This window comes from Curtobacterium sp. Curtsp57, from assembly GCF_047324335.1.
GTDB lineage: Bacteria > Actinomycetota > Actinomycetes > Actinomycetales > Microbacteriaceae > Curtobacterium.
On sequence record NZ_CP168511.1, the window covers coordinates 2,940,446 to 2,957,230 of the forward strand.

At 69.5% G+C, this 16,785-nt stretch carries 33 protein-coding genes and 1 pseudogene; 31 read left to right on the top strand and 3 right to left on the bottom strand.

Going from position 1 to position 16,785, the window contains the following annotated elements:
- Positions 1–59: 59 nt before the first annotated feature.
- Genes ACEN9V_RS14035 through ACEN9V_RS14075 form a run of 9 tightly spaced genes read left to right on the top strand, consistent with a single transcriptional unit; the run spans position 60 to position 4,825 of the window.
- A complete protein-coding gene (locus tag ACEN9V_RS14035) occupies positions 60–464 on the top strand; it encodes a hypothetical protein (protein WP_413600807.1) in 405 nt (134 codons plus the stop codon).
- On the top strand, positions 461–739 hold the full coding sequence (locus ACEN9V_RS14040; protein ID WP_413600808.1) for a hypothetical protein: 279 nt from the start codon (positions 461–463) through the stop codon (positions 737–739). Before ACEN9V_RS14035 ends, ACEN9V_RS14040 begins: the two co-directional genes overlap by 4 nt.
- A complete protein-coding gene (locus ACEN9V_RS14045) occupies positions 727–1,275 on the top strand; it encodes a hypothetical protein (RefSeq protein ID WP_413600809.1) in 549 nt (182 codons plus the stop codon). Before ACEN9V_RS14040 ends, ACEN9V_RS14045 begins: the two co-directional genes overlap by 13 nt.
- Complete coding sequence (locus tag ACEN9V_RS14050) at positions 1,272–1,568, top strand: hypothetical protein (protein WP_413600810.1); 297 nt, start codon at positions 1,272–1,274, stop codon at positions 1,566–1,568. The genes ACEN9V_RS14045 and ACEN9V_RS14050 overlap by 4 nt, the downstream gene beginning before the upstream one ends.
- Positions 1,565–2,731: a YqaJ viral recombinase family protein gene (locus tag ACEN9V_RS14055; protein WP_413600811.1), complete on the top strand. Its 1,167-nt coding sequence runs from the start codon at positions 1,565–1,567 to the stop codon at positions 2,729–2,731. Before ACEN9V_RS14050 ends, ACEN9V_RS14055 begins: the two co-directional genes overlap by 4 nt.
- Positions 2,728–3,723 carry a phage recombination protein Bet gene (bet, locus tag ACEN9V_RS14060; protein ID WP_413600812.1) on the top strand — a complete coding sequence of 332 codons (996 nt, stop codon included), beginning with the start codon at positions 2,728–2,730 and terminating at the stop codon, positions 3,721–3,723. Before ACEN9V_RS14055 ends, bet begins: the two co-directional genes overlap by 4 nt.
- Positions 3,720–3,935, top strand: a complete 216-nt coding sequence (locus ACEN9V_RS14065) for a hypothetical protein (RefSeq protein ID WP_413600813.1) — start codon at positions 3,720–3,722, stop codon at positions 3,933–3,935. Before bet ends, ACEN9V_RS14065 begins: the two co-directional genes overlap by 4 nt.
- On the top strand, positions 3,932–4,444 hold the full coding sequence (locus ACEN9V_RS14070; RefSeq protein WP_413600814.1) for a hypothetical protein: 513 nt from the start codon (positions 3,932–3,934) through the stop codon (positions 4,442–4,444). Before ACEN9V_RS14065 ends, ACEN9V_RS14070 begins: the two co-directional genes overlap by 4 nt.
- A gap of 9 nt (positions 4,445–4,453) precedes the next feature.
- On the top strand, positions 4,454–4,825 hold the full coding sequence (locus tag ACEN9V_RS14075) for a hypothetical protein (protein WP_413600815.1): 372 nt from the start codon (positions 4,454–4,456) through the stop codon (positions 4,823–4,825).
- 5 nt (positions 4,826–4,830) lie between these two features.
- On the opposite strand, the gene ACEN9V_RS14080 is transcribed toward ACEN9V_RS14075, so the two are convergent.
- Positions 4,831–5,019, bottom strand: a complete 189-nt coding sequence (locus tag ACEN9V_RS14080; RefSeq protein ID WP_413600816.1) for a hypothetical protein — start codon at positions 5,017–5,019, stop codon at positions 4,831–4,833.
- A 78-nt stretch (positions 5,020–5,097) separates the two neighbouring features.
- Here ACEN9V_RS14080 and ACEN9V_RS14085 point away from each other — a divergent pair.
- The 4 genes and pseudogenes from ACEN9V_RS14085 to ACEN9V_RS14100 form a co-directional block, all read left to right on the top strand.
- Positions 5,098–5,535, top strand: a pseudogene (locus tag ACEN9V_RS14085) (DNA cytosine methyltransferase); the annotation flags it as partial.
- Positions 5,450–5,854 (top strand): hypothetical protein, encoded by a 405-nt coding sequence (locus tag ACEN9V_RS14090; RefSeq protein WP_413603091.1) that lies wholly within the window; start codon positions 5,450–5,452, stop codon positions 5,852–5,854. The pseudogene ACEN9V_RS14085 and the gene ACEN9V_RS14090, both read left to right, overlap by 86 nt.
- A gap of 80 nt (positions 5,855–5,934) precedes the next feature.
- A complete protein-coding gene (locus tag ACEN9V_RS14095) occupies positions 5,935–6,084 on the top strand; it encodes a hypothetical protein (RefSeq protein ID WP_413603092.1) in 150 nt (49 codons plus the stop codon).
- The gene (locus tag ACEN9V_RS14100; RefSeq protein ID WP_413600817.1) at positions 6,081–7,538 is read left to right on the top strand and encodes a DNA-methyltransferase; all 1,458 of its coding nucleotides are present in this window, start codon (positions 6,081–6,083) and stop codon (positions 7,536–7,538) included. Before ACEN9V_RS14095 ends, ACEN9V_RS14100 begins: the two co-directional genes overlap by 4 nt.
- Before the next feature lie 10 nt (positions 7,539–7,548).
- On the opposite strand, the gene ACEN9V_RS14105 is transcribed toward ACEN9V_RS14100, so the two are convergent.
- Positions 7,549–8,058, bottom strand: a complete 510-nt coding sequence (locus tag ACEN9V_RS14105) for a hypothetical protein (protein WP_413600818.1) — start codon at positions 8,056–8,058, stop codon at positions 7,549–7,551.
- 26 nt (positions 8,059–8,084) lie between these two features.
- On the opposite strand from ACEN9V_RS14105, the gene ACEN9V_RS14110 reads away from it, so the two are divergent.
- From ACEN9V_RS14110 to ACEN9V_RS14170, 13 genes are all read left to right on the top strand, one after another.
- The gene (locus ACEN9V_RS14110) at positions 8,085–8,444 is read left to right on the top strand and encodes a hypothetical protein (protein ID WP_413600819.1); all 360 of its coding nucleotides are present in this window, start codon (positions 8,085–8,087) and stop codon (positions 8,442–8,444) included.
- Positions 8,444–8,575: a hypothetical protein gene (locus ACEN9V_RS14115; RefSeq protein WP_413600820.1), complete on the top strand. Its 132-nt coding sequence runs from the start codon at positions 8,444–8,446 to the stop codon at positions 8,573–8,575. The genes ACEN9V_RS14110 and ACEN9V_RS14115 overlap by 1 nt, the downstream gene beginning before the upstream one ends.
- A complete protein-coding gene (locus tag ACEN9V_RS14120) occupies positions 8,575–8,718 on the top strand; it encodes a hypothetical protein (protein WP_413600821.1) in 144 nt (47 codons plus the stop codon). Before ACEN9V_RS14115 ends, ACEN9V_RS14120 begins: the two co-directional genes overlap by 1 nt.
- Positions 8,715–9,512: a helix-turn-helix domain-containing protein gene (locus ACEN9V_RS14125; protein ID WP_413600822.1), complete on the top strand. Its 798-nt coding sequence runs from the start codon at positions 8,715–8,717 to the stop codon at positions 9,510–9,512. The genes ACEN9V_RS14120 and ACEN9V_RS14125 overlap by 4 nt, the downstream gene beginning before the upstream one ends.
- Positions 9,463–9,813, top strand: coding sequence for a hypothetical protein (locus ACEN9V_RS14130; RefSeq protein WP_413600823.1), 351 nt, complete (start codon positions 9,463–9,465; stop codon positions 9,811–9,813). Before ACEN9V_RS14125 ends, ACEN9V_RS14130 begins: the two co-directional genes overlap by 50 nt.
- Complete coding sequence (locus ACEN9V_RS14135; protein ID WP_413600824.1) at positions 9,806–11,113, top strand: replicative DNA helicase; 1,308 nt, start codon at positions 9,806–9,808, stop codon at positions 11,111–11,113. Before ACEN9V_RS14130 ends, ACEN9V_RS14135 begins: the two co-directional genes overlap by 8 nt.
- Positions 11,113–11,472, top strand: coding sequence for a TetR/AcrR family transcriptional regulator (locus ACEN9V_RS14140; RefSeq protein WP_413600825.1), 360 nt, complete (start codon positions 11,113–11,115; stop codon positions 11,470–11,472). Before ACEN9V_RS14135 ends, ACEN9V_RS14140 begins: the two co-directional genes overlap by 1 nt.
- A gap of 5 nt (positions 11,473–11,477) precedes the next feature.
- Complete coding sequence (locus ACEN9V_RS14145; RefSeq protein ID WP_413600826.1) at positions 11,478–11,681, top strand: hypothetical protein; 204 nt, start codon at positions 11,478–11,480, stop codon at positions 11,679–11,681.
- Positions 11,678–12,163 (top strand): single-stranded DNA-binding protein, encoded by a 486-nt coding sequence (locus ACEN9V_RS14150; protein ID WP_413600827.1) that lies wholly within the window; start codon positions 11,678–11,680, stop codon positions 12,161–12,163. The genes ACEN9V_RS14145 and ACEN9V_RS14150 overlap by 4 nt, the downstream gene beginning before the upstream one ends.
- Before the next feature lie 11 nt (positions 12,164–12,174).
- Positions 12,175–12,882: a hypothetical protein gene (locus ACEN9V_RS14155; RefSeq protein ID WP_413600828.1), complete on the top strand. Its 708-nt coding sequence runs from the start codon at positions 12,175–12,177 to the stop codon at positions 12,880–12,882.
- On the top strand, positions 12,879–13,187 hold the full coding sequence (locus tag ACEN9V_RS14160) for a hypothetical protein (RefSeq protein WP_413600829.1): 309 nt from the start codon (positions 12,879–12,881) through the stop codon (positions 13,185–13,187). Before ACEN9V_RS14155 ends, ACEN9V_RS14160 begins: the two co-directional genes overlap by 4 nt.
- Positions 13,180–13,383, top strand: coding sequence for a hypothetical protein (locus ACEN9V_RS14165; protein WP_413600830.1), 204 nt, complete (start codon positions 13,180–13,182; stop codon positions 13,381–13,383). The genes ACEN9V_RS14160 and ACEN9V_RS14165 overlap by 8 nt, the downstream gene beginning before the upstream one ends.
- Positions 13,384–13,756: 373 nt before the next feature.
- Entirely contained in the window at positions 13,757–14,017 is a 261-nt protein-coding gene (locus tag ACEN9V_RS14170; protein WP_413600831.1) for a hypothetical protein, read from the top strand.
- Here the strand turns inward: ACEN9V_RS14170 and ACEN9V_RS14175 are convergent, their stop codons facing one another.
- Positions 14,018–14,647, bottom strand: a complete 630-nt coding sequence (locus ACEN9V_RS14175; protein ID WP_413600832.1) for a hypothetical protein — start codon at positions 14,645–14,647, stop codon at positions 14,018–14,020.
- Between the two features lie 118 nt (positions 14,648–14,765).
- Between ACEN9V_RS14175 and ACEN9V_RS14180 the strand changes: the two genes are divergently transcribed.
- The 5 genes from ACEN9V_RS14180 to ACEN9V_RS14200 are packed head-to-tail and all read left to right on the top strand — an operon-like array spanning position 14,766 to position 16,400.
- Positions 14,766–15,107, top strand: coding sequence for a hypothetical protein (locus ACEN9V_RS14180; protein WP_413600833.1), 342 nt, complete (start codon positions 14,766–14,768; stop codon positions 15,105–15,107).
- Positions 15,104–15,457 carry an HNH endonuclease gene (locus ACEN9V_RS14185; RefSeq protein ID WP_413600834.1) on the top strand — a complete coding sequence of 118 codons (354 nt, stop codon included), beginning with the start codon at positions 15,104–15,106 and terminating at the stop codon, positions 15,455–15,457. The genes ACEN9V_RS14180 and ACEN9V_RS14185 overlap by 4 nt, the downstream gene beginning before the upstream one ends.
- 9 nt (positions 15,458–15,466) lie before the next feature.
- Positions 15,467–15,823 carry a hypothetical protein gene (locus ACEN9V_RS14190; RefSeq protein ID WP_413600835.1) on the top strand — a complete coding sequence of 119 codons (357 nt, stop codon included), beginning with the start codon at positions 15,467–15,469 and terminating at the stop codon, positions 15,821–15,823.
- A 35-nt stretch (positions 15,824–15,858) separates the two neighbouring features.
- A complete protein-coding gene (locus tag ACEN9V_RS14195; RefSeq protein ID WP_413600836.1) occupies positions 15,859–16,176 on the top strand; it encodes a hypothetical protein in 318 nt (105 codons plus the stop codon).
- Positions 16,176–16,400 carry a hypothetical protein gene (locus ACEN9V_RS14200; protein ID WP_413600837.1) on the top strand — a complete coding sequence of 75 codons (225 nt, stop codon included), beginning with the start codon at positions 16,176–16,178 and terminating at the stop codon, positions 16,398–16,400. Before ACEN9V_RS14195 ends, ACEN9V_RS14200 begins: the two co-directional genes overlap by 1 nt.
- Positions 16,401–16,785 lie beyond the last annotated feature (385 nt).

The following is a 16,785-nucleotide window of genomic DNA, read 5'->3' on the forward strand; positions in this document are numbered from 1 at the left end:
CTTCTGCCGCCGGCCACCGACTCCGGCGGGATCGACCTCCTCTTGAAGGGCAACGACCCATGTTCCGTACTACCCCCTTGCCTCCTGCCGGTCTGCAGCGGGCCAATCAGATCGTCACCGACGACGTGGTGCTCGATGACGACGGCCAGATGTGGCGGGTCCACTCCGTGCATCACGAGCACGACGTCGTGACGCTCACGATGCGGAACGTGCTCGGCGAGCACGCGCTCCGCGGGATGAGCGCCAGCACGTGGGTGCGGATGGCGGCTCGGCCGGAAACGGACCGTGAGCGCGCCGCGAGGGTGATCGGTCGCGGATTCCCATGGCTGGTCGCGGGCTGCCTGGTGGGCCTGGTTGCGGCGATCGCACAGGCTCCGGCGGCGGGCGGACAGTGGGCGGCGATCGTCCTGCTCTGGCTGGTCGGTGCGGTCCGGATGGTGACGACGCCGGAGCAGGACCGGTGAGCGCCGTGGAGTTGCCAGTGCACCTGCGGATCGCGCTCGCGGACTACCCACAGTGCGACAAGCGAACGCCGCGGACGACGGACATCGTCGAGCGTTGCGCGAAGCCGTCGGAGTGGGGTGTGCGCTGCAACCACTGTGGCGCGGTCGCTCTGCTGTGTGACGAGCACGCGGCGTTGGTGCAGGGGCTGCAGACGACGCAGGCGTGCGCGTACTGCAAGACGGCTGGTCTGGTGCCGATGCGGTGGACGTTCCATCACCTCCGGTGCGACTCGTGATCGTCGTCGGGCTGGACCTGTCTCTCGCGAGCACGGGTGTCGCGGTAGTCCGCGCCGGCCACGTGTTCCTCCACCGCGTCGATGCCGCGGCCGATGACGACGCGCTCCAGTCCTGGCGGCGGATCAAGTCGACGGCGAGCCGGACGCTCGGTCACGTGCCGGCAGGGGCGCTCGTCGTGCTTGAGGGCCCGTCGTGGGGGTCGCGGTTCGGGAAGCCGGACGAGCGGCACGCGCAGCGGTGGATCGTCCGCGGCACCCTCCTCGAGCGCGGCCACGAGGTCGTCGTCGTGTCGCCGCGGACTCGTGCGAAGTACGCCGCGGACGACGGCAACGCGAAGAAGCGCGCGGTGCTCGCCTCCATGCGGGCTCGCCATCCCGGTCTGACGATCCGGGACCACAACGTGGCCGACGCTCTCGCCCTCGCGGCGATGGGTGCGCGGTCCTTCGGCTCACCGATCGATGGGGAGCCGAGCAAGCAGCAGACCGAGGCCATGGGCGCCGTGTCCTGGCCGACCAACGAAGGGAGCGCGTCGTGAGCGTGCAGATCATGAAGCTGAAGCTCGAGGAGACTCGGGACGGCCTGCAGGAGACGGAAGTCGACGAGGTCCTGGCGGCCGCGCAGCTCGGGCACAAGGTGACGGCGATCGTCACGTACGAGGTCATCGGCCACTTGGACACGGCCGACGGCCGGCAGTCGCGGGTGAAGGCCGTGCACATCGAGCCGATGGAAGGTGACGGCGTCGAGGCGGCGCAAGCGCTGCAGCAGTCGGCGTACCAGGTTCGTACCGGGAACGAGACGCTCGGGATCTTCGACGAGGACGCCGCGTGAGTGCCGTCACGGTGGCGCTGCCCGCGGAGCTCGAGGCGCGCGCCGGGGCGCCGGACACGGATCGGACGCAGTGGCTGTTCGAGCGGGCGCAGGGCGTCACGGCGACGGAGGTCCGGGACCTGTGGCTGAAGTCGCGCGGGCTCGGCGGTCGGACGGCGAACCAGCTGATCGAGGAGAAGCTCGCGCTGTTGCTCGCTCCGACGGCTGAGGCGCGTGAGGCGGCGGCCGCAGCGACGTTCATCGGGAACCGCTACACGATGTGGGGGAAGACCCGGGAGCCGGTGATCGCGGAGCAGCTGCGTGAGTCGCACCGGATGCTGCCGGAGTCGAGGGTGTTCCGCTCGGCGTCGAACCCGCGGCACCTGGCATCGCCGGACGGCGTCCGTTCCACGGATGCAGGGCTGCGCCTCGAAGTCGCGGAGATCAAGACGTCAGGTGTCGACATCGCCCCAGGCACGGATGCGTACCGGAAGAAGGGCTACGCGATCCAGCAGCAGTGGGTCATGGGCGTGCTCGGCGCGCAGGCGTCGCTGTACGCATGGGAGCAGCACGACGGCGACTGGCTTCCGCATGGCGGCCAGTACGAGGAGCCGGAGCCGCTGGACCTGTTCGTCCCGACGGCGTGGGTCGACTTCGATCCCGAGCTGTTCGCGGAGCTCGTCGTCATCGCCGACCAGTTCCTCGCTCGGCTCGACGAGGCCCTCGCGGCTGCTCGTGCTGGGGAGGGTCCGGTGATCGACGAGGAGTTGGACACGCTCGCCCTGAACTACCTGCGCGGCCTCGACCTCGAGAAGGAGGCGAAGGCGCTGAAGGAGCCGGCGTTCCGGGCGATGTTCGAGCGGGTCGAATCCGACGAGGCGTTCGTGCAGGAGTCGGCGCTCGCTCGGGTGTCGTTCTCCCCGGCGGTCGTCGACGAGAAGGAGACGTACGAGCTCGACGTCGCTGCGGCTCGTGCTGCGGCGCCGGGCGGGATGTACGAGCGGCTCGAGCAGGCGCTTGACGACCTGCGGCAGGCCGAGGAGGCGCTGAAGCGGGAGCGGCTGGCGGTGGACGCGCACGAGGCGGACTTCGTCCGTCAGACGGGCACGGAGGTGGTCGTGGTGAAGAAGGCGGCGCTGCGGGTGACCGCGGCGAAGGACACGAAGAAGGAGAAGGCGGCGTGACGAACGCAGTGGTGGCGCTCCCGACGACGGGAGACGAGGCGGCGTGGACCGCCGCTGAGCGGGCGCTCGTGGAGGCATCGGGGCTCGTGTACCGGGACGGCCGGAACGGGCCGCAGCGGCTCGCTGAGCGGCCGGTCGTGGAGGCGTTCCTGCAGCAGTGCATGCGGACCGGGCTGGACCCGATCGCGCGGCAGATCTACTGCATCAAGCGGGGACCGAAGTGGCAGACGCAGGTGTCGATCGACGGCGCCCGGCTCGTCGCTGAGCGGTCCGGGAAGTACGAAGGCCAGGAGGACGCCGAGTGGTCGTCCGACGGTGGGCAGACGTGGTCCACGGCGTGGATGCCGACGGACGCGCAGCCGTACCCGACGCACGCCCGGGTCGGCGTGTTCAAGGCGGGGCACCGGCAGGCGACGCGTGCGGTCGCTCGGTGGGACTCCTACGTCGTGATGGACGCGGAGTGGGCGAACGGTCGGAAGACGGGCGAGAAGGTCTCATCGATGTGGGCGAAGATGCCGGACCTGATGCTCGCGAAGGTCGCTGAGATGCTCGCGCTTCGGAAGGCGTTCCCGCAGGACCTGTCGGGCCTGTACTCGTCGGAGGAGATGCAGCAGGCGGACCGTCAGCAGCGGGCCCCGCAGGCGGCGTCGCAGCCGGCGCTGGTTCCGGAGCCGGTGGCGCCGTCGGAGGACTGGTTCGCGGCGGCCGCGGCGGTGTCGTCGAAGGACGCGGCGAATGCGCTGTGGCGGCGGATCGCGAAGTCGGAGCGCACGCCGGAGGTGCGGGCGGCGATCGAGGCGCGTCTCGCCGTGCTGGCGGAGGCGGAGAAGCCGTCGGAGCAGGCGGCGCCGCAGTGGGCGGAGCAGCAGGCTCCGGTCGAGGACTGGGCGACTGCTGAGGTGCCGCAGTCGGAGGACGTGGAGACGGTCGACGGGGTGCTCGAGGGCACTGAGGTCGAGCAGGCGGCGCCGAGCAGCGGGTACGACCGATGAGCGTCGCGAAGAAGCTGGTGCAGGACCTCCTGTCGAAGCGGGACTTGAACGAGCTCCAGGTGCAGGCGCTCGGGGCAGCCGCGACCGTCGTCCTCGGCGAGGAGCAGCGCGTCGCGAACCTCATCGCCTGGCACGGCTACGTCGCCGCGCAGGGTGACCTGCCCGACATCGAGGCCGAACTCGCGCAGCAGATCGAGGAGGCACTCGCGTGAGCGCGGTGGATGCCGGCACGGGCGAGGTCATCGACGAGCCGGGCCTCGATCCGCGGATCCTGCGCGTGCTCGCGTCGGTCGGCATCCACCGGCCGGACCGCACGGACCACCTGCACGTCGCGCTCGTGAACGCGGTCGGTCGGACGCTGGGCGGCTCGTACGGGGCGCAGCTCATCGCGATGCGGTTCGAGGTCGCGCAGTTCCTCCGCGAGGCGGGGGAGGCGTACGCGACGGCGAAGGCGAAGTACGAGCACCACATCGCGTCGACGACGGTCCGCGAGGTCGCGGCGCACAAGACGTCGAGGGCGCTCGCGCAGCAGATGGCGGAGGGCTCGGACGACGGGCATCGGCTGCTGCTCGAGCTGCTCGTCGCGGAGAAGCGGGAGCAGTGGCTCCGGAAGCTCCTCGACACGTTCGCTGCGGCGGGCGACAACCACCGTACCGACCGCGCGGATCAGCGTGCGGCGGATCAGTTCCAGGCTCACGGGCACGTCCCGGAGCAGAGGTAGGAGAAGACGATGACGGACACGATGCTGGTGCGTCGCGGCGACGTCGTGCACACGCGAAACTGCTCGCGAGCGCAGGGCGTGAAGGTGACGCCCGTCGAGGGCCCGCCGATCGCGGGCATGAACTTCTGCTCGCTGTGCGGCCCGGTCCCGGAGCCGGGGACGCCTGCAGGGCGGCTCGGTGCGCAGACGATCGGCCGCCGCGTGTCGGTGCCGGCGTCCGGGCTGGACGAAGCGTTCGCGGGCCGTCTGCTGTCGGTCGGGCACGACGGGTCGGTGACCGGCCGCACGGTGACGACGCTGACGTTCGAGCCGACGGGGACGCTTGGACGGTGCCGGGTGCTCACGGTGGACTCGGCTGTGCGAGTCGAGGTGCGGTCGTGAGCGGGTCAGAAGCCCGCGGCGCGGCCCTTGGGCTTGTCCTCGATGACGACCGCGTGGATCCCTTCGCCGGTCGCGAAGACGGCGGTTCCGCCGCCAACGAGGGGGAGCCGCTTGTAGCCGAGGGAGGTGAAGTCGTCGATGTTGACGCGTCCGTCGATCTCGTAGGACTGGCCGCCGTAGATGAGCGTGGTCATGGTGCCAACGGTACACATCGGCCGCGCATCGGCTCGCTGTTCAGCGGCTACGGCGGCCTCGACCTCGGCGTCCAACAGGTGCTCGGCGGATCCGTCGCGTGGCACGTCGAGTTCGACGCGGCGCCGTCCGCGATCCTTGCGCACCACTGGCCGGACGTCCCGAACTACGGCGACGTGACCGCGGTCGACTGGGCCACGGTCGAGTCGGTAGATGTCCTCACCGGAGGGTTCCCGTGCCAGGACGTGTCCCTCGCCGGTCTGCGCCGGGGCCTCCGCGACGGCACCCGCTCCGGCTTGTGGTCGGAGTTCGCCCGGGCGATCGACGCGCTGCGGCCGTCGCTCGTCGTCATCGAGAACGTGAGAGGACTACTCAGTGCAACGGCTGATCGGCAGATGGAATCGAGCCCGTGGGGTGTGGGAGACCGACACGATGGACCTGCTCTCCGAGCACTCGGAGCCGTTCTCGGCGACCTGGCCGAGCTCGGGTATGACGCGTCGTGGAGTCGCGTACGAGCTGCCGACGCCGGTGCCCCTCACGGTCGAGAGCGCATCTTCGTCCTCGCCCATCCTGCCGACGCCGACGGTGGCCATCGCTACGGGCGGGAATCGTCGCCGGGGTGGGAAGCGCTCGGACGAGCTGCTGCTCGCGGGCGTACTCGCGGAGTTTCCGCTGCTGCCAACCCCAGCGGCGCACGACTCGGGGAACACTCCGGAGAACCATTTGCGGAAGAAGCCCGGGCGCACGAAGGTCACCAGTTTGAAGGTGATGCTCGACTACGACCTGCTGCGGACTGGGGGCCGTATCGCCCCACCATCGAACGATGGGAGCGAGTGATCGGACGTTCTGCACCGGCCCCTCATAAGGCGGCTGTGAAGGGCGGGCAGCCGCGCGGTAACCCCAGGTTCGGTGAATGGATGATGGGTCTTCCCGAGGGCCACGTCTGCGCCCCAGAGATCGGTCTCAGCGACAGCGCGCAGTGGAAGGCGCTCGGCAACGGCGTCGTCCCGCAGCAGGCCGCTCTCGCGATGCGGACGCTGCTCGAGCGCGAGGCGGTGGCCGCATGAAGCCGCACTACGAGGCCGCTGGTGTGACGCTGTTCCACGGCGACTGCCTCGACGTCCTGCGCGAGCTTCCCGATGAGTCCGTGCACGCCGTCGTCACCGACCCGCCCTACGGCCTCTCGAACACCGACCCCGGGCACGTGTCCGAGGCGATCACGCACTGGACGACGGGCGACCGCTCGTTCCTGCCGTCGGCCGGTGGCGGGTTCATGGGGAAGGCGTGGGACGAGTTCGTGCCGCCGCCCGCGGTGTGGGACGAGTGCATGCGTGTGCTCAAGCCGGGCGGCCACCTGCTCGCATTCGCCGGCTCTCGCACCATCGACCTCATGGCTCTGTCGATTCGCCTCGCCGGCTTCGACATCCGCGACTCGATCGCGTGGCTCTACGGCTCCGGCTTCCCGAAGTCGATGGACGTCGCGAAGGCTGTCGAGGCACACGTCCTGGTCGGCGGGTCGCACACGTCACAGAAACGTCGCGCTGCGATGGGCGACGAGTATGCGCCCTCCGCTGCCACCGGCACGTTCCGCCAGGTGGAGTCGTCCATGGACAACGTCCGGACGACGCCGCCGTCGTTCGAGCCGACGACGGATGAGGCGAAGGCGTGGGACGGCTGGGGCACCGCGCTGAAGCCGGCGTTCGAGCCGATAGTCGTCGCGCGGAAGCCGATCATCGGTACCGTCGCGAAGAACGTCCTCGCGCACGGCTCCGGGGCGCTCAACATCGACGCCGTCAGGACTCCGACCACTGACCCGCTCGGCGGCGGCGCGCAGAGCGGATCTGGGCTCACGACGAAGTCAGATGGCTGGGCACGCCCGTGGATGGCAGACGTGGACGCTCGAACAGCGCACGCCGAGCGCGTGACCGCCAACGTCGAGAAGGCCGAGTCCTTGGGGCGCTGGCCGGCGAATGTCGTTCTCGACGAGTCGCAGGCAACCGAGCTCGACCGCCAGGCACCCGACACGGGCGGCTCCGGCCGGGCGTCCGGTCCCTCGCTCCGGGGCGCAACAACCGCTGGCGCGGCGTTCGGAGCTCGCAACGGACTGCCGGATGACCGCGAGCCCGCGTTCTACGGTGACCGGGGTGGCGCGTCGCGGATGTTCCCGACGTTCTCTACGACGGACGAGGACTGGGCATGGGAGGCCCGGGTGCGCAGCCTCCCGACGTTCCGGTACGAGGCGAAGGCCCCGACGTCCGAGCGCCCAGTCGTCGATGGTGTCGCGCACCCGACGGTGAAGCCGCTCGACCTGATGCGGTGGCTCGTCCGGCTCGTCACGCCGAAGGGCGGCACCCTCCTGGAACCGTTCGCGGGGTCGGGCACGACCGTCGAGGCGTGCCTCCGTGAGGGGTTCGACGTCATCGCGATTGAGCGGGAGGCGGACTACCTGCCGCTCATCGAGAAGCGGATCCGCAAGGACCACGCGCAGGGCCTCGACTTCGACTGGGGTGAGGCGTCGTGAAGGGCGGGACTCACACGGAGACGAAGTCCGTTCGACGCTGCCCCGCCTCGTCGGTCCAAGCGACCGTGAAACCGGGATCGCCGTACATCATCCGGTCCCAGTGGCCTTGGAACACAGCCTCGGTATGTGGCTCCACGATCTCCCAGTCGGCTGAGCTCAGGAATCGGAATCCGAAGCTTTCAGAGTCGACATGCACGGCCCGTGCAGTGCTACCGAGTGCGACGTTCACGAGGACGAGGTTGTACAACCCCTTTGCCCCGGTCCCGGCTCGCGCGCTGATGACCCACCTTGCCGGCACAACGTGCCTCTGCCGTTCGGAAATGGCGGCGTCGACGCGGCGCTGGATACCGCGTTTCGTCGTGATCCTGATGCCGAAGATCCAGCGGAAGATCGCGGTGATCATTTTGCGAGCGTTCTTCGACACGCGAGCGGCGATGGCGACGATCAATGCCACGGCCACGCCGCCCACGATTCCGCTCCCGAGAGGGCTACTTGCCCACTCCCACAGGTCATCCCACATCGGGATGACGGTAGCGGAGGTGGGTCGTGGCTGACCAGACCCCGAAGTGGCTACTCGTCGCGCTCGAGGAGCGCGACGGCCGCCGGTCGGCGTGGACGGGGAACGAGAGCGACACGCTCGTCCCGCAGCACCGGCAGGGCGGCATGGGCGGCCGGAAGTCGAAGCACCGGCTGTCGAACGTGGTGTGGCTCGAGTCCGACATCAACGGGTTGATCGAGTCAGACCCGGCAATGCAGGCGGAGGCCGTGCGCCGCGGGATCAAGATCAGCGGCCACGATGACCCAGAGCTGGTCGAGGTGCGGCACGCAGTGCACGGCCTCGTGCTGCTGCGGGACGACGGCAGCGTGCACTATGCGTGGCCGCCGGCGGACGGAGCGTGGGGCTGATGGCCGAGAGCGACTACGCCTACTACGACCGCGAGAGGCGGCAGTGGGGGTACTGGTCCGAGGACTGGATCGGTCAAGTGCACTGGGTCCCGATCGATGGGAACCCGGCGCACCGAGCGGAGTCCGACTGATGGCCCTGAGCAGGGCCGCGGTGCTGGCGCACCTGGCGCGGTGGGAGGACCACCGGAACCCGTTGCTGGCGGCGATGGCCGAGGGCATGAGGACCCGCATCGAGGCGGGCGAGATGAACGAACGAGAGGAGGAGGAACCGTGAGCTTGAAGGTGATCACGTGGGTGCTGTACGAGGCGCCGGTGACGCAGCAGGCGCACCTGCTGGTGCTGCTCGCACTCGCTGACCGGGCACACGACGACGGCACGGCCGCGTACCCGTCCCGAGAGTGGATCGGCGATCGAGCTCGCTGCTCGGTCCGGTCAGTGGCGTCCCACCTGCGGGCGCTCGAGGAAGCGGGACTGATCCGGAAGGGCGACCAGGACCTGGTGGCGCACTTCCGCGCGGACCGTCGTCCGGTGGTCTACGACGTCGTCATGACGGCAGGCAACGTCTGCACCCCGTCGGTGAACGACGTGCAATCTGACGCGTCACGGGGTGCGAGATCGCGTACTCACGACGTGCAACCTGTTGCACACAAACCGTCCCTCTTCTCCTACGGAGAAGAAACCGTCCAGAAACCGTCCAACGCGCGCATGAACGAGCTTTTCGAGGAGGCGTGGAAGACGTGGCCTCGGAAGGCGGGGAAGCAGGGAGCGCGGAGGGCCTTCGATCGTCTTCTGCGGACTCAGCCGCTGTCGATGATCCGGATCGTCGATGCGATCGCGGAGCACGGCAAGGCGTACGCGCAGTACGTGCCGGAGCAGTACGTGCCGCACCTGGCGACGTGGCTGAACGGCGCGCGGTGGGAGGACGACCTCCCGAGCCCGCGCGGCGGCCGCGGCCAGGAACGACAGGACGAGGGGCTCGCGCTGGTCGCACGGCTCCGTGAGCAGGAGGAGGTGAGCCATGCAGGTATCGGAGGCAGCGCAGCTGCTGCTCTGGGCTCAGGGCGTTGACGGCCGCGTGCTGTCCGAGCTCTCCGCTCGGACGTGGCATCAGCTGATCGGTCACCTGCCGTTCGACGTCGCGCTCGAGGCGGTGCAGGAGCACTACCGGGAGGAGCACCGGTGGGTGATGCCGGCGGACGTTCTGAAGCGTGCGGTCCCGGCGGGTCCGCGGTACGGGTACGACGCGACGGCCGAGATGCTCGCCGAGCAGAAGGCGGCGTGGTGCGAGGCGCACGGCGTGACCGTCGAGGAGTTCGACGAACACAAGCACGACGCCGAGTGGATCGAGGAGGTGAGTCGCCGTGGATGACGCGCAGCAGTACGACCAGGTCGCTGAGCAGACCGTCGTCGGCGCGATGCTCCTCGATCGGGAGGCGATCTGGACGGCGCTCGACACGCTCACGCCGGCGGACTTCTACCAGCCGAAGCACGAGCTCATCGCCCGTGCCGCGGCGACCCTCGCGGAGCGGGATGAGCCGTCGGACACTCTCGCGGTCGTCAACGAGCTCGAGAAGACCGGGCAGATCGCGAAGGCAGGCGGAGACGCGTACCTGTTCCAGCTGACGTCCCTCGTCGCGACGACGGCGAACGTGGGGTACCACGCGGACATCGTCCGGCAGAAGGCGATCCGTCGCCGCCTGCGCGACGCTGGCATGCGGATCACGGGCATGGGGTCCGCGACCGAGGGCGATCCGTTGAAGCTCGTCGACGAGGCGCAGCAGGAGCTCGAGCGCGTCGCGAAGAACACCCGCGTCGACGTGCACCCGGTCGGGGACACGCTCGCGGCGACGATCGACCGGCTCGACGAGAAGCCGGAGTTCGTGTCCACCGGCTTCGACTCCCTCGACAAGGTCATCGGCGGTCTCGCCGGCGGGAACCTCATCGTCCTCGGCGCCCGGCCCGGTGAGGGGAAGACCATCTTCGGGATGAACCTCGCGACGATGCTCGCCCGCCGCGGCATGGTCGTGTACGTCTCGCTGGAGATGTCGGAGGACGAGCTGCAGCTTCGCCTGATCTCGCAGTTCGGTGAGGTCCACATGAAGTCGCTGCGGAACCACACGCTGAACGACGAGCAGTGGAAGCGGGTGGCGATCGCTCGGCAGAAGATGCAGGGCGCGCCGATCTTCATCGACGACCGGTCGACGACGCTCGCGGAGATGCGGGCGTACATCCGGTCGGTGTCGCGCCGCGGGGATCTCGCCGGCGTCGTCGTGGACTACCTGCAGCTGATCGAGGGTGCGGCGCCGCAGCAGTCCCGGCAGGAGTTCGTCTCGGAGCTGTCGCGGTCGCTGAAGAAGCTCGCGAAGCAGCTCGGCGTTCCGGTGATCGCCCTGTCGCAGCTGAACCGGTTGGTGGAGGGCCGGAAGTCGCGGGTGCCGATCCTGTCGGACCTGCGCGAGTCGGGGTCGATCGAGCAGGACGCGGACGTGGTGCTGCTGCTGTCGTACGACCGGTCGAAGCCGGACGACCTGACGGTCGCGGTGGCGAAGAACCGGCATGGGGAGAACGGGGAGGTGTCGCTGATCTGGCAGGGCCAGTACGCGCGCCTGAAGGACAGGACGTGGTCGCCGCACGGTGCGGTGGCTCTCGATGGAGTGGAGGCGGCGTGATGACGCTGGAACTGAGGAACGAACCGGTGCAGGCCCGCTCGGCGAAGCGGCTGGCGACCATCGAACAGGCCGGCGAGGTGGCGATCGCGGAGATCGGCATCGACCGCTTCACGACTGCGGACGTCGCACGAATCGCGGGCTGCTCGATCGGGACCGTGTACCGGTACTTCCCGGACCGGGTCGCGATCCTCGATCGGCTCCGGCCGCATCGGCACGACGGCGCCGCCGTCCTCCTCGAGGTCGTGACGCGCATCGACATGACCGCGGTCGGCAACGAGGAGACGACGTCGGACTGGTCGAACACGTCCGTGCTCGAGCTGCTCGAGTATCTGCGGGCGCCGTTCACGGAGGTGTCGTGATGGCCGTGACGAAGACGCGCGAGGAGACCGTGGTCGACGTCTGGCCGGACGACTTCGGCGGCGTGACCGTGATGGTCCGCGGGACGCAGCAGGTCCTGACGATCGACGAGGCGAAGCAGCACCTCGCGGACGTCACCAGAGCAATCGAGCTCGCCGAGCAGTGGCGAGACGAGAACGCCGCACGAGCGGCAGAAGCGAGGAAGTCATGAGCAAGGGAACGATGACCGTCGAGGGGTTCGTCTCGAACGAGCCGCAGCTGAACACGACGCAGGGCGGGAAGTCCGTGATCTCGGTCACGGTCCCGCACACACGGTCGAAGCGGCAGGACGACGGCACCTGGCAGGACCAGGGCGGCACGACGTGGGCGGAGGCGACGTTCTGGGAGGACGAGGCGCAGGTCGTCGCCCAGCAGGTGCAGAAGGGCACGAAGGTCATCGTCACGGGCGACCCGGAGGTACAGGTCTACGCGAAGCGCGACGGCAGCTCCGGCGCGAAGGTCGTGCTGCGGTTCCCGACGCTCGGTGTCGTGCCCCGTGCGCCGCGTCAGGGCGGGCAGAGCGGCGGCGGGAGCAACTGGGGCGGCCAGCAGGGCGGCGGCGAGCCGTGGGCGCCGCAGGGCGGCCAGCAACCGCAGCAGGACACCGGGTGGTCCCAGCCGGGTGGCACGTACGACGACGAGACCCCGTTCTGAGAGGCGAGGACATGTCCGATACCATCACCTCCGAGCTCGACGAGCAGACCGCCCTCGAGCTCGACGCCACCCGGGCCCGCCGAGCGCTCAACGACGCTCCCGGCCTCATCGCGTACGCCCGGATGCTCGCGTTCCCGTCCCTCGGGACCATGGGCGACGGCATGCCCCGCGCCGCCTCGAAGGAGGCACCGCTGCCATTTCGTGCGGACGCGATCGACGACACCGACGACGCGTACGCCCGCCTCATCCAGTGGGTCACGTACTGGGCGGAGACGCTGCACGTGAACCCGCCCGCCACCGTTGTCGTCGTGTGGCGGCGCGGCGACGACGAGCAGGGGTTCCGCGCAGAGGCGACACCGGCCGGCGCCGGGGAGCTCGTGAAGATCCTCGTGACGTGGCTCCTCATCCGGTGGGACGAGATCCTCGCGGACCCGTCCGGCCGGGTGTTCATCACGGACGTGGGGGACATCTTCCGGCCGCTGTTCGGGAAGTACCCGCGGTCCCCGCGCGGTCAGCGGCGTGTGCTGCCGCGGCCGTGCCCGGTGTGCGACCACTTCGCGTTCGGCGCGGAGTGGCGGTCGGAGGACGTGATCGACTTCGTGCTCCGGTGCGAGCTCTGCGGGCACGAGGAGCCTGCGGCTGAGCACCTCGGCGCGAAGCGGGTGCGGGAGCTCATCCGGGATCTCCGCGAGGAGCACGAGGCGGGGGCAGGAGCATGACCGACCGCATGATCCCCGTGCCGGAGTCGCTGATCGTGGGACTGCTGGACGACTTCGGGAACCGGCGTGCACGGGCCGTTGGCCAGGCCCGCGCCCTGCTCTCGCAGCCGACCCCGACCGCCGAGGCGACAGTGCGAGCAGCCGTCGAGCGAGCCGACCTCGTGCTCGGCGGATTCGTGCAGCACGACTGGACGTCCTCGACCTCCGTGCACGAGTGGTACCGGAACGAGCTGCGTGCGTTGCGCGATGCCTTCAACCCGTCCACGATCCGCGACGTGACACCGCCGAAGGGCGCCGATGGCTGAGGAGTGGTGGACGAAGAAGTACGCCTGCCAGCACCTGAAGATCGACCCCAAGACCTTCGAGCGGTACGTCGCCGACGGCATGAAGGTGGCGAAGCTCCGCGGCCGCGTCTTCGTCCGCCGCGACGTCGTCCAGGCCGAGTACCGGGCACGGAAGCTCGGGCAGAAGGCCACGCGCGCCACGCCGGATCCGCAGTAGTTCCCGTGTGTCGCATCGAGTATGTACACTGGCGCTAGCGAACCTCCACGCCGGGTCACCGGCATGGAGCATCCGGAGGCCCTCACCATCACGGTGGGGGCCTCCGTCGTACCCCCGGTGAGGCGTCGTTGCCCCGGGACACGGGATGATCCGCCCGGCCGTCGGTGGCGAAGGATCCCGGGCCGACGCAGCAGGGACTGGCCGCGTCGGCCCAGCGACTTCCCGGCGACCGCCCACACGCACCTCCCTCAGCGACCGGGGCGCGATCGCCGGGGACCGACCGGCCGCGACCCCGGGCAACCCGCTGGTGACACGCGGGCCTCGGCTGGACGACGGCCGACCACGTCCGCACCGACGTTGTGAGGAGCAGGTCATGGCGAGCAACCCGGCACACATCGACGCGGTCGCCGACCCCCGGCCCGGGTCCAAGGGCTACCTGAAGTGGTACTGGACCAAGGGGCCGGGCCTCGCGAAGTGGCGACTGAGCCCGCACCCGTGGACCGCGTTGAAGCGGGAGCTTCGCGGGAAGGTGCCGGCGCCGTACCTCGACGCGACTGTGTCGAAGTGGTTCGAGGACGTGTTCGGCTACCCGTCGGGCGCGCGAAAGGGCAAGAACCCCGTCGGGCCCGGCTGATCAGAGGCCGAGGCGCTCGGCGGTGTCTTTGCGGATGAAGGGCAGCATTCGGTCGATCCTCGCCGGATCCTCCGCCCAGTACCAGACCAGACTGTGCGCAGCGTTGCGCGCGATCTGGGTGTGACGCGCCCCGCCGCCTGCCTTCGCGCCGTCTCGGATGAACTGCACCGCTGCATCGAAGGGTGTCTGCTCCCAACGTCGGACGGCTGCTTCGAACAGCATTGGGCCGATGTCGTAGAGAGCGTTGTCGCCGATCTCATCCATCGGCATGCTCCAGAGCATCGGTTCAGCGTGAAGCTCACCAGAGAGACGGTCGATCGCTCGTAGAAAGCGCTTCGCGAACGCGCTGCGTTCTTCCCTGAGGACGCGCGCCGCTTCGCGCTCGACCCGAAGGTCCTCCTGCCGAGCGGCAGCTCGAGCGATGGCATTCGATCGTTCTGCTGCTTTCGTGGCCGCTTGCGCGAACTTGTTGGACCGCCTGGCGATGCCGACAGCGACCGCGGAGACGGCCAAGCTCGCGACGGCTGTGAGTGCGGGCAGCCAGATGTCGCTCCACCAGTCATAGGCATCACGTGCGATCTGGACGTTGGGGGTCGGCGCAGCGGTGGCAGCGATGAGGTCGGCGAACACGCCAGCAGCCTAGGGCGGAGGGAGCCTCATGACCTTGGTTGCCCGTTTTCGTGTGGCTACCCGCGCATCTGGCCGACGCCGGCAGGTGTACGTCCACGTCTACGACGACCAGGAGCAGATGGCTCGCGCGCATACCGCGGCGCGCGGCCGGGAGTACGACCCTGCGGACGACATCGGCGGCGGCATGGTGACGCAGACCTCGACGGGCTTCTCGTGGCCGGCACCTGATCCGGGCCCGGTGCTCGTCATCCGTCTGTGGACCGGCCAGCTCACCACCCGAACGATCGCGCACGAGGCGACGCACGCCGCCGCCGTCATCTACTTCCTCGACGTCATGGCCGGCTGGGACTCGCGCGCACGAGGCATCCTCCTCGGCAACCACGAACCGATGGCGTACGCGGTCGGCGACATCACGTCCGACATCATCGCCGCCCTGTACCGGCGCGGCCTGCTCCCGTGACGGGCTGGTCCGGCAGCACTCGACGCGTCACACTCCCCGCCGACTGGGAAGCCCGACGTCTCGCCGTCCTCGAGCGCGACCGCTACCAATGCCAGCACGAGCGCGCCGACACAGGGGAGCCGTGCGGCCTGTACGCGACCGACTGCGACCACATCAACGACCGCAACGACCACAGCCTCAGCAACCTCCGCGCCCTCTGCCCCTGGCACCACCTCCGCCGCTCCGGGCAGCAGGGCGGCCGCGCATCGCAGGCAGCACGCCGAGCACGCGCCGCAGCCGAGGCGCCGAAACATCCCGGGGTCCTCGACACCCCGATCCGACCGACACGCAACGACCCGCCCCCGTTCTGAGGAGACACCATGGCCGACACCACCCGCACCCTCTACGCCGTCGCCCGAGACGCCGACGTCATCACCGACCGACGCACGCTCCTCGCGACCGCCCGTGGCGACCTCGCCGTCATCGAGCAGGCGATGCGCACCGCCGGCCTCGAGCCCGACGTGCAGCTCGTCACGATCACCGAGACGACCACGTACTCCGACCCGGAGCCGTACGTCGAGCCCGCCGTCGTCGACGAGCCGATCGTCACGGACCAGCCCGTCGACGAGAACGGCGAACTGATCCCGACACCGACCGAGGACGGCGGCGCCGAGGACGACCCGACCGCGACACCAGCGACTGGCGACGCGGACGACGACCTCGACGCGCAGCGCTGACCAACCACGACCACATCAACTCAGAGGAGCACACCATGTCGAAGCCCAGCATCGGCCGCATCGTTCACTTCCGGATCTCAGCCGACGACGCCGCGCGCATCAACAAGCGCCGCGAAGACTCCGCCATCCACCGCCACCCCCAGCCCGGCGTGCACAGCCCGGGCACCGGTGAACAGCACCACATCGGCAACGCCGCACGCGAGGGCGACATCTACCCGATGATCATCGTCCGCGTGTGGAACGACAGCCTGGTCAACGGGCAGGTGCTCCTCGACGGCAACGACGTGCTGTGGGTCACCTCGGTCTCCGAGGGCGACGCGCCCCACTCGTACGCGTGGCCGGTGGTGCGCTGATGGCACGCATCCAGGTACTCGAACTCCCGGCAATCGTCGAGGGGGAGAGCGCGACCACGCCGTTCGCGATCGTCATCGACCAGCTCGAAGTCGAGAACGAGGTCCACTCGTACGCCGGCGACATCGTCCACGCCACCACGGAGGCGGTCGATGCCGACGCGATCAAGGCAGCGACCGGCGCGGTCGGCGTCGTCATGCACACGGGGACGCTCGACGTCGCCTGACCAAGGGGGAAGGAACACCACCCATGGAGACCCTGAACCTCGTCGCCGTCATCATCGCGATGATCGTGCCGGCGTCACCATGATCGCCGCCGCACTGACCGCGTCCACCCTCACCTCCGTCGGCATCATCACCTGGGGATGACCCAGACACCCGACAGCCCCGCACCGCACGACGACTGACACCGCCCACCCACCCCGGGCACCAATCAATCGAACCTGCGGCTGTCATTGAAATACAACACGGGGGTACACCACCCCCTCCCCCCAGGGGCGGCCCAAGACCGCTCCGCGTCCTGCTGCTCGCGTTGCGTGTGGCAGGTCTGGGGGGTCTCGCCACGTCTGGGCTTGCGTCAGCGGCTCGGGCATCCGTCACGGAGGCTTCCAT

What these genes read in the sequence shown, in the direction of transcription:
- ACEN9V_RS14035 (WP_413600807.1), top strand. Translation starts at nt 60, where the DNA reads ATGTTCCGTACTACCCCCTTGCCTCCTGCCGGTCTGCAGCGGGCCAAT.
- ACEN9V_RS14065 (WP_413600813.1), top strand. Translation starts at nt 3,720, where the DNA reads ATGAGCGTCGCGAAGAAGCTGGTGCAGGACCTCCTGTCGAAGCGGGAC.
- ACEN9V_RS14075 (WP_413600815.1), top strand. Translation starts at nt 4,454, where the DNA reads ATGACGGACACGATGCTGGTGCGTCGCGGCGACGTCGTGCACACGCGA.
- ACEN9V_RS14080 (WP_413600816.1), bottom strand. Translation starts at nt 5,019, where the DNA reads ATGACCACGCTCATCTACGGCGGCCAGTCCTACGAGATCGACGGACGC.
- ACEN9V_RS14090 (WP_413603091.1), top strand. Translation starts at nt 5,450, where the DNA reads ATGGACCTGCTCTCCGAGCACTCGGAGCCGTTCTCGGCGACCTGGCCG.
- ACEN9V_RS14095 (WP_413603092.1), top strand. Translation starts at nt 5,935, where the DNA reads ATGATGGGTCTTCCCGAGGGCCACGTCTGCGCCCCAGAGATCGGTCTC.
- ACEN9V_RS14100 (WP_413600817.1), top strand. Translation starts at nt 6,081, where the DNA reads ATGAAGCCGCACTACGAGGCCGCTGGTGTGACGCTGTTCCACGGCGAC.
- ACEN9V_RS14105 (WP_413600818.1), bottom strand. Translation starts at nt 8,058, where the DNA reads ATGTGGGATGACCTGTGGGAGTGGGCAAGTAGCCCTCTCGGGAGCGGA.
- ACEN9V_RS14115 (WP_413600820.1), top strand. Translation starts at nt 8,444, where the DNA reads ATGGCCGAGAGCGACTACGCCTACTACGACCGCGAGAGGCGGCAGTGG.
- ACEN9V_RS14120 (WP_413600821.1), top strand. Translation starts at nt 8,575, where the DNA reads ATGGCCCTGAGCAGGGCCGCGGTGCTGGCGCACCTGGCGCGGTGGGAG.
- ACEN9V_RS14130 (WP_413600823.1), top strand. Translation starts at nt 9,463, where the DNA reads ATGCAGGTATCGGAGGCAGCGCAGCTGCTGCTCTGGGCTCAGGGCGTT.
- ACEN9V_RS14140 (WP_413600825.1), top strand. Translation starts at nt 11,113, where the DNA reads ATGACGCTGGAACTGAGGAACGAACCGGTGCAGGCCCGCTCGGCGAAG.
- ACEN9V_RS14150 (WP_413600827.1), top strand. Translation starts at nt 11,678, where the DNA reads ATGAGCAAGGGAACGATGACCGTCGAGGGGTTCGTCTCGAACGAGCCG.
- ACEN9V_RS14155 (WP_413600828.1), top strand. Translation starts at nt 12,175, where the DNA reads ATGTCCGATACCATCACCTCCGAGCTCGACGAGCAGACCGCCCTCGAG.
- ACEN9V_RS14160 (WP_413600829.1), top strand. Translation starts at nt 12,879, where the DNA reads ATGACCGACCGCATGATCCCCGTGCCGGAGTCGCTGATCGTGGGACTG.
- ACEN9V_RS14165 (WP_413600830.1), top strand. Translation starts at nt 13,180, where the DNA reads ATGGCTGAGGAGTGGTGGACGAAGAAGTACGCCTGCCAGCACCTGAAG.
- ACEN9V_RS14170 (WP_413600831.1), top strand. Translation starts at nt 13,757, where the DNA reads ATGGCGAGCAACCCGGCACACATCGACGCGGTCGCCGACCCCCGGCCC.
- ACEN9V_RS14180 (WP_413600833.1), top strand. Translation starts at nt 14,766, where the DNA reads ATGGCTCGCGCGCATACCGCGGCGCGCGGCCGGGAGTACGACCCTGCG.
- ACEN9V_RS14190 (WP_413600835.1), top strand. Translation starts at nt 15,467, where the DNA reads ATGGCCGACACCACCCGCACCCTCTACGCCGTCGCCCGAGACGCCGAC.
- ACEN9V_RS14195 (WP_413600836.1), top strand. Translation starts at nt 15,859, where the DNA reads ATGTCGAAGCCCAGCATCGGCCGCATCGTTCACTTCCGGATCTCAGCC.
- ACEN9V_RS14200 (WP_413600837.1), top strand. Translation starts at nt 16,176, where the DNA reads ATGGCACGCATCCAGGTACTCGAACTCCCGGCAATCGTCGAGGGGGAG.